Here is a 12,050-nt window from a genome sequence, read left to right as displayed (position 1 = left end):
ATGAGCCAAACAGTCCGCCTCTCTCCCGCCGACAACGTCGTCACCGCCATTACCCCGCTCGAGGTGGGCAACGAGGGCGCCACCCAACTCATCCCGCGCGGCCACAAGATGGCCGCAGAGGACATCGCCAAGGGCGCGCCCGTGCGCAAATACGCCCAAGTGATCGGCTACGCGGCAGAAGACATTCCGGCGGGCGCCCACGTGCATTCCCACAACCTCGAATTCCGAAACGTGGATGCGGCGTACGAGTTCTCGACCAACCTGCACCCCGTCGAACCGGCGGCCACCAAAGACACCTTCATGGGCTACCGCCGCGCCAGCGGAAAGGTCGGCACCCGCAACTACATCGCCGTGCTCACCTCGGTGAACTGCTCCGCCACCGCCGCCCGGATGATCGCCGCGCATTTCACCCCCGAAAGGCTCGCCGCCTACCCCAACGTCGATGGCGTGGTGGCCTTCGTCCATGGAACGGGGTGCGGCATGGCGGGCGACGGCGACGGCTTCGAGGCGCTCCAGCGCGTCATGTGGGGTTACGCCCGCAACCCCAACATCGGCGCAACCCTGATGGCGGGCCTGGGCTGCGAGATGAACCAGATCGACTGGCTGATCGAGGCCTATGGCCTCACACCCGGCCCGCTGTTCCAGACCATGAACATCCAGGACGTCGGCGGGCTGCGCAAAACCGTCGAGCTGGGCATCAAGAAGATCGAGGCCATGCTCCCCGTCGTCAACGACGTCCAGCGCGAGCCCTGCCCCGCCTCCGACCTCACCGTTGCCCTGCAATGCGGCGGCTCCGATGCATGGTCGGGCGTCACCGCCAACCCCGCCGTCGGCTACGCCTGCGACTTGCTCGTGGCGCAGGGCGGCACCGGCGTTCTGGCCGAAACCCCCGAGATCTACGGCGCCGAGCACTTGCTCACCGCCCGCGCGGTGAGCCGCGAGGTGGGTGAAAAGCTCATCGGCCTCATCAAGTGGTGGGAGGATTACACCGCTCGCAACAAGGGCTCGATGGACAACAACCCGAGCCCCGGCAACAAGAAGGGCGGCCTCACCACGATCCTCGAAAAATCCCTCGGCGCGGCGGCCAAGGGCGGCACCACGCCGCTCACAGGCGTCTACAAATATGCCGAGGAGGTGACGGCCAAGGGCTTCACCTTCATGGATTCCCCCGGCTATGACCCGGCCTCCGTCACCGGCCAGATCGCGTCGGGCTGCAACCTCGTCTGCTTCACCACCGGCCGCGGCTCCGCCTTCGGCGCCAAGCCCAGCCCGTCGATGAAGGTCGCCACCAACACCGAGATGTTCAACCGGATGACCGAAGACATGGACGTGAACGCAGGCCGCATCCTCACCGGCGGCGCCACCGTCGAGGAGGTTGGCCGCGAGATCTACGAGATGTGGCTGCGCATGGCCTCGGGCGAGCAGAGCAAATCCGAAGCGCAGGGGCTGGGCGATTACGAGTTTGTGCCCTGGCAGATCGGGGCGGTGATGTGAGGCCGCTACTCGACGATGAACACCCCTTCCACCATCTGCGGCGGCTCGGAATGGTCGCGCACGAGGAAGTCGTAGCTGCCCGCCCGCATCGGGTGAAAGCTGAACTTCACCGTCCCCGGCTCGTCGCATTCCAGCGCCCGAAAGCCGAGGCCCTGCATGTAGATTTCCATGTCCCCCACGGAGACGACGCGGACATGGGCGTTGGTCATCAGGCCGATGGATTCGAAGTGAAACCCGGTTTCGTCATCCACCGCGTCGGGGCAGGTGAAGTTGAACCGGTAGTAGCCCCCCAGCGCGAGCCTGAACTCGGTCGCCGACACCTCGGGCGCGCCGCCTTCACCTGTCGTTACGACCATCTCGATATCTTCCGGCGGAAAGCCCCCGACCTCGCCAGAGGTTTGCTGCGCACTGGCCGCACCGGGCAGCGTGGCAAGGGCAAGTGCCCCGATCATAGGGTTGAACATGTTGTAATCTCCTCCTGTTCGCCTTCCGAGTGTAGGGATCGGTGCCGGGCTGACAGGCCCGACCTTCGGATGCCCCGGCAGACGGCCGCCGCATGACCGCGCCGCTGCCCCTCTGCATCATCGGCGCGGGCTCCATCGGCATGCGCCATGTCGAAGTCGCCACCGCCTCGCCCCACGTCGATATCACCGCCGTGGTCGAGCCCCACGCCCCCCGCCGCGCCGAACTTGCCGCGCAGGGCCTCACCGCCGTCACCACGCTCGATGAGGTGCCCGCCGAAACCCGCGCCGCCGTCATCGCCACGCCGACGAACGACCATGCCGCCAGCGCACAGGCCTGCCACTCCCGCGGCATGGCGGTGCTGGTCGAAAAGCCCGCCGCCGCTACGCTGGACGAGGCTCGCGCGCTGGTGGCCGAGGCCGAAGCCACGGGCCTTCCCCTCTTCACCGGCCATCACCGCCGCTGCCACCCGTTTTCCATCGCCGCCCGCGAGGCCCTCTCAGAGGTCGGCGACCTCGTCGGCGTGCAGGGCCTCTGGTCCCTCCGCAAGCACGACACCTATTTCAACACCCCCTGGCGCCGCGCCCCCGGCGCCGGGCCGCTGCTGACCAACCTCACCCATGAGATCGACCTGCTGCGCTTCTTCGTCGGCGACATGACAGAGGCCACCGCCCTTCTCTCCTCCGCCCGCCGCGGCTTCGTGATCGAAGACACCGCAGCCCTCGCCTTTCGCTTCGCGGGCGGCGCGCTCGGCTCGTTCCTGATCTCCGATGCCGGCGCCTCGCCGTGGTCCTTCGAGGCGGCCAGCCACGAAAACCCCGCCATCGCAGGCTCGGGCGAGGATTACCTGCGCATCGTGGGCACGACAGGCGCGCTGGCCTTCCCCTCGCTCACCCGCTGGGGCCGCTCCGGGCCGGGCGAGATCGAATGGTCCAGGCCGCTCGCCCGCACCCCCGGCCCTGCCTTCGAGCGCATCGACCCGCTGCTTGCCCAGATCGGCCGGTTCGCCCACGTCGCCAACGGGGGCGAAGACAGTGTGCTTTGCACCGGGGCCGACGGGATCGCCGCGATGGAAATGACCCTTGCCGCCGCCCTCTCGGGCAAGAGCGGCAAACCGATCACCCCGGCAGAGGTGCCGGGCGACTACACAGGAGTATGAGATGAGCAAAGAAACCATCGGCTTCATCGGCCTTGGCCTCATGGGCCGCGCCATGGTGGGCTGCCTTCAGGCGGCGGGCCACCCGGTTGTCGCACTCGGCAACCGTGACCGGAGCGGCATAGAAGAGGCCATCGCGCGCGGCGGCTCCGAAGCCGAAACGGCGCGCGCGCTGACCGAAGCCGCCGACATCGTGATGCTCTGCATGGGCACCTCCGAGCAGGTCGAAGGGCGTATCTACGGCGAAGGTGGCGTGCTCGCGGGCGCCAAGCCCGGCCAGGTGGTGATTGATTTCGGCACCTCGCTGCCCGCCTCCACCCAGAAGATCGCCGCCGACCTTGCCGAGAAGGGTGCAGTCTACCTCGACGCGCCCCTTGGCCGCACCCCGGCCCATGCCGAGAAGGGCGAACTGAACATCATGTGCGCCGGCGACAAGGCGGGCTATGACAAGGTGAAGCCGGTGCTCGACACGCTGGGCGAGAACGTCTTTCACCTCGGGAAGTCCGGCAACGGCCACACCATCAAGCTCATCAACAATTTCTATGCGATGACAACCGCTTCCGCCATGTCCGAGGCCTTCGCCATGGCCGATGCAGCGGGCATCGAGCGCGGCGCGCTCTACGATGTGATGGCCGCGGGCCCCAACCACTCGGGCATGATGGACTTCATCAAGAACTACGCCATGAATGGCCAGATCGACCTCGCCTTCTCCGTCGCCAACGGCGCCAAGGACGTGGGCTATTACCGCCAGATGGCGGGCGACCTCGGCCTGCATTCGCGCATGTCCACCGCCGCCGACGCCACGCTGAAAGAGGCAAAGGCCAGCGGGGATGGAGAGATCATGGTGCCCGAACTGGTCGACTGGATGGGCAGGAACCTCGGAAAGGAGCCGCAATGAGACTCGCAGGCAAAACGGCCTTCATCACCGCCGCAGGCCAGGGCATCGGGCGGGCCATCGCGGAGACTTTCGCCCGCGAAGGCGCCACCGTCACCGCAACCGACCTCAACGGCGATCTGCTGAAAGGCCTCGACGCCGAAACCCTCGCCCTCGACGTGACAGACCGCGCCGCCCTCACCGCCGCCGTGCAGGCCGCCGCGCCTGACGTACTGGTCAACTGCGCAGGCGTCGTCCACGCAGGCACCATCGAAGAGGCCACCGACGCTGACCTCGACTTTGCGATCAACCTCAACGTCCGCTCGCAGATGCACGCCATCCAGGCGGTGCTTCCCATCCTGCGCGGCAAGGGCGGCGGCGCGATCGTCAACATCGCTTCCGTCGCCTCCTCGATCATGGGCGTGCCCAACCGCTTCGTCTACGGCACCTCCAAGGCCGCCGTGCTGGGCCTCACCAAATCCGTCGCCGCCGATTGCATCACCGACGGCATCCGCTGCAACGCCATCTGCCCCGGCACGGTCGACAGCCCCTCGCTGCACGAGCGCCTGCGCGCCACCGGCGATTACGAGTCCGCGATGAAGGCGTTTATCGCCCGCCAGCCGATGGGCCGCATCGGAAAACCCGAGGAAATTGCCGACCTTGCGCTTTACCTCGCCAGCGACGAAAGTCGTTACATGACAGGCCAATGCATCGCCATCGACGGCGGCATGTCGAACTGAGGCCGTTTCCTTGAGCGATCCGTTACCGAGAGAAGACCGCACAACGGCGGGCGTGGCCACCATGCTGCTCGCCGTGGTGTTCTTCATCTGCATCGACACCTCCGCCAAGTGGCTCACCCTCTCCGGGCTGCCGGTGCTGATGGTGGTCTTCGCGCGCTACTTCGGGCACTTCGTCTATGCCTGCGTGGTCTACCTGCCGCAGGAGGGCCTGGGCTGCTTCCGCTCCCGCGCGCCGCTGCGGCAATTCCTGCGCTCCACCTTCCTCTTCGGTTCCACGGTGCTCAACTTCTTCGCGCTGAAATACCTGCCGATCACGGTGACCACGACGATCATGTTCGCCGGTCCCATCGTGGTGACGCTTCTGGCCATCCCGATCCTGGGCGAAACCGTGGGCCTGCGCCGTTTTCTCGCCGTGGCCACGGGCTTTCTCGGCGTGCTGGTGGTGATCCAGCCCTGGGGGGCCGAGTGGCACCCGGCGATGTTCTTCTCGCTCGGCGCGCTCTGCATGGCCTCGATGTATTTCGTGATGACCCGGCTGCTCGCAGGGATCGAAACCAACGCCACGCAGCAGGTCTGGTCGGCGGGGATTGCAAGCGTCGTGCTCGCGCCCTTCGCTGTCTCCGCATGGACCATGCCGGAAAGCACCACCCAATGGGTCGTGCTCTTCGCCATCGGCTTTTTCGGCATGTTCGGCCATATCCTGGCCACCACGGCCCACCGCTGGGCCGATGCCTCGATCCTCGCCCCGATGGTCTATTCCCAGATCTTCCTCGCCGCGGTCTCCGGTATCCTCGTCTTCAACCAGTGGCCGACAATCTGGACGCTGGCAGGCGGGCTCATCATCATCGGCGCCGGGCTTTACATCTGGCAGCGAGAGCGAATCGTCCGCAAGCGCCAGCTGATGAAGGCGGCCCACCCGAAATACTGAGGCCCGCGCCCGGTCATCCTCGGGCCTGACCCGAGGATCTCCCACCCACCGGCGCGCGCGCGATGTCTCCAACCCGACGGTTCAGATAATCTCATCCTCGTCGAACATCGGATCATCGGCGAGCTGCGCCGAGTGCCCCTCCGCCAGGCTCTCCGCCTTCTTCACCGAGCCGCCGACCCGCGCGAGGTGAAACACCGCGTCACCCTCGTTCACCACCGGCAGCACCGCGCGCCCGATGATGATGCCGTCAAACGGCGCCACGATCTCGCTGTCCTGCTCGCCGAACGGGTCCGACACCGCGCCCAGCAGAGCGCCCTCCTCCACGAGGTCGCCGTCGGTGCGGTAGCTGCGAAACATGCCGCCCACCGGTGCGCGCAGCCATTTGCTCGACGGGCAGAACTGCGACGGCGTCTTGGTGGCCGACACGCCCCGCCGCCCGACCATGCCCAGCGCATGCATTACCCGCAGCACACCCGCATGGCCCGCCCGCACCGAGAACTCGTCAAACCGAAGCCCCTCACCGCCCTCGTAAACGATCATGTCCACCCCCGCCTCCTGCGCCGCTTCGCGCAGCGAGCCGTCGCGGATCGAGGATTCCATCATGATCGGCGCGCCGAACACCTCGGCCAGCTCCCGCACCCGCGGCAGGCCCGGCGACACGCGGGTTTGCGGGTAGTTGGTGCGATGCACGGCTGCCGAATGCAGATCAATGCCCACATTTGCGCGGCTCACCACCTCGGTGAGGAACAGATGCGCCAGCCGCGACGCCATCGAGCCCTCTTCCCCGCCGGGAAAACAGCGGTTCAGGTCACGCCGGTCGGGCAGGTAGCGCGAGCGGTTATGAAAGCCGAAGGCATTCACGATGGGCACCACCAGCAGCGTGCCTTTCATGCCTTTCAGGTTGGTCCCCTTCAGAAGCCGCCGGACGATCTCGATGCCGATCACCTCGTCGCCATGCACGCCTGCGCTCACGCAAAGCGTCGGCCCCTCCGTCTTGCCATGCACCACATGCACCGAAAGCGTCACCGGCGTGTGATCCGACAGCCAGCTCACCGGCAGGTCCACCGTGCGCCGCGTGCCAGGGGCCACCTCCTCTCCACCGATGGAAAAGGGCGCGCGCCGCGTGGTGCGGGCGCGCTTCGCGGTCGGGTCGTCTTTCATCGGCGTCAGGTCCGTTCAGGGCGCGTTGCCCCCTTCTTACGCCGCGCGCCGCGCCAAGTGTAGGGCGGGCCGGTTCAGCCGCGCCCGATATAGGGCATGTTGGTCGCCATCACGGTCATGAACTGCACATTGGCCTCCAGCGGCAGCTCCGCCATATGCAGCACCGAGCTGCCCACGTGGCTCACGTCCATCACCGGCTCCACCTCGATGGAGCCATCGGCCTGCGGCACGCCCTTTTGCATCTTGGCGGCCATCGGGGTGAGTGCGTTGCCGATGTCGATCTGCCCGCAGGCGATGTTGAAGGGGCGGCCATCGAGCGAGATGGAGCGGGTCAGCCCGGTGACGGCATGCTTGCTCGCCGTATAGGGCGCCGAACCCCAGCGCGGCACATAGGCGCTGACAGAACCGTTGTTGATGATCCGCCCGCCCTGCGGCTCCTGCCGCCGCATCACGCCAAAGGCTGCGCGCGCCACGATGAAGCTGCCGGTCACGTTCACGTCGATCAGCTTGCGCCAGTCGGCCACATCAATCTCGTCGATCGGCGCGCCGCCGAGCGAAACGCCCGCGTTGTTGAACACCGCATCCACCCGGCCCCAGGCCTTTGACGCCTCCGCAAAGGCCGCATCTACCGCCGCCGCATCGGTCACGTCACAGGGCAGCACCAGCGCCTCGCGCCCGTTGGCCGTTTCCTCCAGCGCCTCACGCCGCCGCCCGATCAGGCCAACCTTCCAGCCCGCCTCAAAGAATGCCTCCGCCGTCGCCCGCCCCACGCCCGAGCCGCCGCCCGTGATGATGATGCTCTTGGTCATGAATCCCTCCCGTAGGGTGGGCAATCTGCCCACCGCTCCTTCCGTTCGTCAGTGATTGTCCCGCGGCAGCGCCTCGCGCACCCGCTGGTAGGCCGTCGCCAGCTCAAGGCAGCCGCCCTGAGCAAGCTGGCCCACATGGGTACGGTAGATCTCCTGCCAGGGTGTCTGATGTTCCAGCTTCGGCGGGCTCCAGGCCTCTTTGCGCGCGGCCCACTCGGCGTCATCCACCACCGCGTCCATCCGGCTTGCGCCCAGATCGAGGCGCACGGTGTCACCGGTTTCCAGGTAGGCCAGCCCGCCGCCGACCACCGCTTCGGGCGAAGCATTCAGGATCGACGGGCTCTCGCTCGTCCCGCTCTGACGCCCGTCGCCCACCGTGGGCAGGTGGTTGACGCCCGCTTTCAGCATTGCGTCGGGGGGCTGCATGTTCACCACCTCGGCAGAGCCGGGATAGCCCACGCAGCCGACACCGCGGATGAAGAGGATACAGTGCTCGTCGATCTTCAGGTCGGGGTCATTGATCCTGTCGTGATAATCCTCGGGGCCTTCGAACACGATGGCCCGCGCCTCCAGAATACCTTCCTTGCCGGGCTCGCTGAGGAAGCGCCGCTGGAAGTCTTCCGAGATCACGCTGGTTTTCATGAGCGCCGAGTCGAAAAGGTTGCCCGACAGCACCTTGAAGCCCGCCTGCTCGCGCATCGGCTCGGCGCATGTCTTGATGACCCGTGTATCCACGCTCTCGATGCCCGCAAGGTTCACCCCCATGGTGTTGCCCGTCGCGGTCATCGCGCCCTCGTGGATGCGGCCAGCCTTCATCAGCTCGCCCATCACCGCCGGCACGCCCCCGGCGCGGAAAAAGCTTTCGCCAAGGTATTCGCCCGCAGGCTGCATGTTGACCAGCAGCGGCGCGTCAAAGCCGACGGTTTCCCAATCCTTCACATCCAGCTCGACGCCCGCGTGCCGGGCAATCGCCTGAAGGTGCGGCGGCGCATTGGTGGAGCCGCCAATGGCGGTGCAGACCATGATCGCGTTTTCGAAGGCCTCGCGGCTGAGGATGTCGGAGGGCTTCAGATCATCCAGCACCATCTGCACGATCCGCTTGCCTGTTTCATAGGCCATCGCCATGCGCTCGCGGAACGGCGCGGGGATCGCGGAGTTGCCGGTGAGGCTCATGCCCAGCGCCTCGGCCATCGCATTCATGGTGGAGGCGGTGCCCATCGAGTTGCAATGGCCCAGCGACGGCGCAGAGGCGCAGACCCGGCCCATGTATTCATCGTAGTCGATCTTGCCCTCGGCCAGCAGGCGGCGGCTCTCCCAGATGATCGTGCCCGAACCCGCCAGCTTGCCCCTCCACCAGCCATCCAGCATCGGCCCGCCGTTGAGCGCGATGGCCGGAATGTCCATGGTCGCCGCGCCCATCAGCATGGCGGGCGTGGTCTTGTCGCAGCCGGTGGTCAGCACCACGCCGTCAATCGGGTAGCCGTGCAGCACCTCGACGAGGCCGAGGTAGCTCAGGTTCCGGTCCAGCGCGGCGGTGGGGCGCTTGCCGGTTTCCTGAATCGGATGCACAGGGAATTCCATCGGAATGCCCCCGCCGTCGCGGATGCCTGCCTTGATCCGGTCCATCAGGAAGACGTGGATCTTGTTGCAAGGCGCGAGGTCGCTGCCGGTCTGGGCAATGCCGATGATCGGGCGTTCGCCCTGAATCTCTTCGCGGGTGAAGGCCTGGTTCTGGTAACGCTCCACGTAGAGCGCCGTCATCCCCGGGTTGTTGGGGTTGTCGAACCACTCCTGGCTGCGGAATCGCTTGTTGGCGCGCGTGTCACTCATGGCTGGGGCCTCCCTTGCGTTCAGGGCCTCCCCGCCCTGCGACTTGCTTGCGGCAACTTCACGGTTTGGTATACCAAATGCAAGGGCATTCTCGGCCCGAGGGAGGAACTCGTGACCATTCGCACCGCCACACGCGCGGCCCTGCTGCTGTGCGGCCTCGCCGCGCCTCAGGCGCAAGCCGCCAGCGCCGACCTGTCGCTCGACGCGCTGATCGACTGCGCCCACGGCCCTGTTTCGTCTGGCGTGATGTGCATCTCGGAGGCGCTCGAACCCTGTGATGCCGTGGTGCCCGAAACCCCTGCCGTCGCAGCCCTGTGCTACCAGGAGGCGCGGCAAACCTTCGAAGCCGATTTTCCCGCCGCGCTCGACGCCGTCGAGGCCAAGGAAGGCGAAGCCACTGGGGCCGAAGCCCGCATCGTCGTGCGCTACGAGGTGCTGACCCGCGCCCTGCTGTGCGACCGGGATATGGAACTGCTGGCGCTCAAGGGCGGGACCGAGGGCGAGATCACACGGCAAAAAGCCCGCTGCATGGCCCTCGTCACCGGCGACACCTGGCTCCGGCTCAGGCTGACAACCGCGCCCCGCCCCAAGCCATGACGCCCACCCGAGCCTTCTGGCGCGGCTACCTCGACTGCGCCCCCTTCATCCTGATCGTGGTGCCCTACTCGATGATGTTCGGCGTGGTCGCCCGCGATGCCGGGCTCGACGTGCTGCAAACCTTCGCCATGTCCGCCATCGTCATCGCCGGGGCCTCGCAGTTCACCGCCCTGGCGCTGCTGCAGGATCAGGCGCCGGTGTTCATCGCCCTTCTGGCAGCGCTGGCGGTGAACCTGCGAATGGCGATGTATTCCGCCGCGCTGGTGCCCCACATCGGCCATGCGCCGCTGGGGCTGCGGGCGCTGGCGGCCTACCTGATGGTCGATCAGGCCTTCGCCGTCGCCGTGCGCACCTACGAGGAGCGCCCCGACATGCCGAAACCCGCCAAACTGGCCTATTACTTCGGCTGCATGGCCCTGATCTGCCCCTTCTGGTACGGCTCCACACTGGCCGGGGCGCTGCTGCGCGAGGCGATCCCGGCCTCGTGGTCGCTCGATTTCGCGGTGCCGGTCTGCTTCATCGCCCTCGTCGCGCCGCTGCTGCGCTCCGCGCCCCACCTCGTCGCCGCCTTCGCCGCCTGTGCAGGCTCCATCGCCTTCGCAGGCCTGCCCTGGTCGCTCGGCATCTTCGCCGCCGCCCTGCTCGGGATCGCCGCAGGCGCGCAGACGGAACTGGCGCTGAAGCGGAGGGCCGAAGCATGATCTCCGACACCGCCTTCTGGACCCTCACCGCCCTGCTCGGCATCGGCACCTTCCTGATCCGCTTCTCCTTTCTCGGCTGGCTCGGCGGGCGCGAACTGCCGCCCTGGGCCCTGCTCCACCTCAAATACGTCGGCGCCGCCGTCTTCCCCGCACTCATCACCCCCCTGCTGCTCTGGCCGGATGCGACAGGCGGGCAGACCGACCCGATCCGCCTGCTCGCCGCCGTGGCCGCCTTCGCCGCCGGCATCCGCTTCGGCGTGGTGCCCGCGATCGTGGCGGGGATGGGCAGCCTCTACCTTCTGCAATTCATCACTGGAGCCTGAACATGATCGAAGAGCCCCCCATCCTGCGCATCCGCCGCAGTTTCCCCCGCCCCACCGCCGCGCAGGTGGCAAAGTTCAAGGACATGCCCACCGGCTTCATCTGCGACGCGATGAACGGCAAGGGCGCGCTCGCCACCGCGATCTCCCCGCTCGACCTCGCCCAGCCCGCCATCTGCGGCCCGGCGCTGGTGGCCCAGAACGGACCGGAAGAAATTCTGGCCACCATCGCCGCGCTGAACCTGATCGAAAAGGGCGATGTGGTCATCTCCTCTGTCGACGGCTGGCAGGGCGGCTCGGCGGCGGGGGACCAGATCTCGGGCATGATGAAGAACGCGGGTGCCGCGGGCTTCGTCACCGACGGCCCGATGCGCGACCGTGAGGGCGTGCTCGCCACCGGCCTGCCCTGCTGGTGCACCGGGCTGAACCCCAACTCGCCCTACGGCAAAGGCCCGGGCGCGGTGGGATATGGCGCCGTGGTCGGCGGTACGCAGGTGATGAGCGGCGACATCATCGTGGCCGACGAGAACGGCGTGGTGGTGGTGCCCTTCGCCCGGATCGACGAGGTGGCGGGCAAGCTGGCCGAGGTCAAGGCCGCCGAAGACACGCTTGAAGCCGAGGTCAAGGCCGGCAAGACAACGATCCTCGACCTCGACGAGATGGCGAAGGAAGGCAAGGTCGTCTTCGACGATTGACTGCCGGTGGCCCCTGCGGGGCGCCGCGCCTCCGCGCCTCGCTGCGCTCGGGCTTTCGGTGGCCTCGCTGCGCTCGGCGGTGGCGGCCCCTTCGGGGCCGCTTCCAGCGTCTCATTGCTCCTCGAATATCCCCGCCGGAGGCACAAATCGCTTTGGGACGACCAGAAGAGATCGAAGCCTCCGGCGGGGATATTTCACGAGCAATGAGACCTGTAAGCGCAGCCGCGCCGGTTTCGCGAAACAGGTCACCCCGCGCCGCGCGTGGCGGGGCGGGGTGGGCGGG

The 12,050-nt window shown here is 67.2% G+C and carries 13 protein-coding genes; 9 read left to right on the top strand and 4 right to left on the bottom strand.

All coding sequences use genetic code 11. From position 1 onward, the window contains the following. Positions 1 to 1,494 carry a UxaA family hydrolase gene (locus DYI42_RS02555; protein WP_213544352.1) on the top strand — a complete coding sequence of 498 codons (1,494 nt, stop codon included), beginning with the start codon at positions 1 to 3 and terminating at the stop codon, positions 1,492 to 1,494. A gap of 5 nt (positions 1,495 to 1,499) precedes the next feature. On the opposite strand, the gene DYI42_RS02550 is transcribed toward DYI42_RS02555, so the two are convergent. Further along, entirely contained in the window at positions 1,500 to 1,958 is a 459-nt protein-coding gene (locus DYI42_RS02550; RefSeq protein ID WP_213544351.1) for a hypothetical protein, read from the bottom strand. Positions 1,959 to 2,050: 92 nt separating this feature from the next. Here DYI42_RS02550 and DYI42_RS02545 point away from each other — a divergent pair, with 92 nt between their 5' ends. From DYI42_RS02545 to DYI42_RS02530, 4 genes are read left to right on the top strand one after another with little or no spacing between them, the layout of a single operon-like run. After that, positions 2,051 to 3,115, top strand: coding sequence for a Gfo/Idh/MocA family protein (locus DYI42_RS02545; RefSeq protein WP_213544350.1), 1,065 nt, complete (start codon positions 2,051 to 2,053; stop codon positions 3,113 to 3,115). A 1-nt stretch (position 3,116) separates the two neighbouring features. Beyond that, positions 3,117 to 4,010: an NAD(P)-dependent oxidoreductase gene (locus DYI42_RS02540; RefSeq protein WP_213544349.1), complete on the top strand. Its 894-nt coding sequence runs from the start codon at positions 3,117 to 3,119 to the stop codon at positions 4,008 to 4,010. Then, the gene (locus DYI42_RS02535) at positions 4,007 to 4,726 is read left to right on the top strand and encodes an SDR family oxidoreductase (protein WP_213544348.1); all 720 of its coding nucleotides are present in this window, start codon (positions 4,007 to 4,009) and stop codon (positions 4,724 to 4,726) included. Before DYI42_RS02540 ends, DYI42_RS02535 begins: the two co-directional genes overlap by 4 nt. Positions 4,727 to 4,736: 10 nt before the next feature. Beyond that, positions 4,737 to 5,654: a DMT family transporter gene (locus DYI42_RS02530; RefSeq protein ID WP_244867443.1), complete on the top strand. Its 918-nt coding sequence runs from the start codon at positions 4,737 to 4,739 to the stop codon at positions 5,652 to 5,654. An 81-nt stretch (positions 5,655 to 5,735) separates the two neighbouring features. On the opposite strand, the gene DYI42_RS02525 is transcribed toward DYI42_RS02530, so the two are convergent. The 3 genes from DYI42_RS02525 to DYI42_RS02515 form a co-directional block, all read right to left on the bottom strand. Next, complete coding sequence (locus DYI42_RS02525) at positions 5,736 to 6,815, bottom strand: succinylglutamate desuccinylase/aspartoacylase family protein (RefSeq protein ID WP_213544347.1); 1,080 nt, start codon at positions 6,813 to 6,815, stop codon at positions 5,736 to 5,738. 74 nt (positions 6,816 to 6,889) lie between these two features. After that, positions 6,890 to 7,624, bottom strand: a complete 735-nt coding sequence (locus tag DYI42_RS02520) for an SDR family oxidoreductase (protein WP_213544346.1) — start codon at positions 7,622 to 7,624, stop codon at positions 6,890 to 6,892. Between the two features lie 48 nt (positions 7,625 to 7,672). Next, positions 7,673 to 9,454, bottom strand: a complete 1,782-nt coding sequence (locus DYI42_RS02515; protein ID WP_213544345.1) for an IlvD/Edd family dehydratase — start codon at positions 9,452 to 9,454, stop codon at positions 7,673 to 7,675. A gap of 111 nt (positions 9,455 to 9,565) precedes the next feature. Here DYI42_RS02515 and DYI42_RS02510 point away from each other — a divergent pair, with 111 nt between their 5' ends. Genes DYI42_RS02510 through DYI42_RS02495 form a run of 4 tightly spaced genes read left to right on the top strand, consistent with a single transcriptional unit; the run spans position 9,566 to position 11,767 of the window. Then, complete coding sequence (locus tag DYI42_RS02510; protein WP_213544344.1) at positions 9,566 to 10,051, top strand: hypothetical protein; 486 nt, start codon at positions 9,566 to 9,568, stop codon at positions 10,049 to 10,051. Further along, complete coding sequence (locus tag DYI42_RS02505; protein WP_213544343.1) at positions 10,048 to 10,752, top strand: AzlC family ABC transporter permease; 705 nt, start codon at positions 10,048 to 10,050, stop codon at positions 10,750 to 10,752. The genes DYI42_RS02510 and DYI42_RS02505 overlap by 4 nt, the downstream gene beginning before the upstream one ends. After that, positions 10,749 to 11,075, top strand: a complete 327-nt coding sequence (locus DYI42_RS02500; RefSeq protein ID WP_213544342.1) for an AzlD domain-containing protein — start codon at positions 10,749 to 10,751, stop codon at positions 11,073 to 11,075. The genes DYI42_RS02505 and DYI42_RS02500 overlap by 4 nt, the downstream gene beginning before the upstream one ends. A 2-nt stretch (positions 11,076 to 11,077) precedes the next feature. Further along, positions 11,078 to 11,767 carry an RraA family protein gene (locus tag DYI42_RS02495; protein WP_213544341.1) on the top strand — a complete coding sequence of 230 codons (690 nt, stop codon included), beginning with the start codon at positions 11,078 to 11,080 and terminating at the stop codon, positions 11,765 to 11,767. Positions 11,768 to 12,050: the final 283 nt, after the last annotated feature.

This window comes from Vannielia litorea (assembly GCF_018424695.1).
Taxonomy (GTDB): Bacteria; Pseudomonadota; Alphaproteobacteria; order Rhodobacterales; family Rhodobacteraceae; genus Vannielia; species Vannielia litorea_A.
Note: the sequence above shows the minus strand (reverse complement) of the source record. Positions and strands in the feature narration are given on the sequence as shown.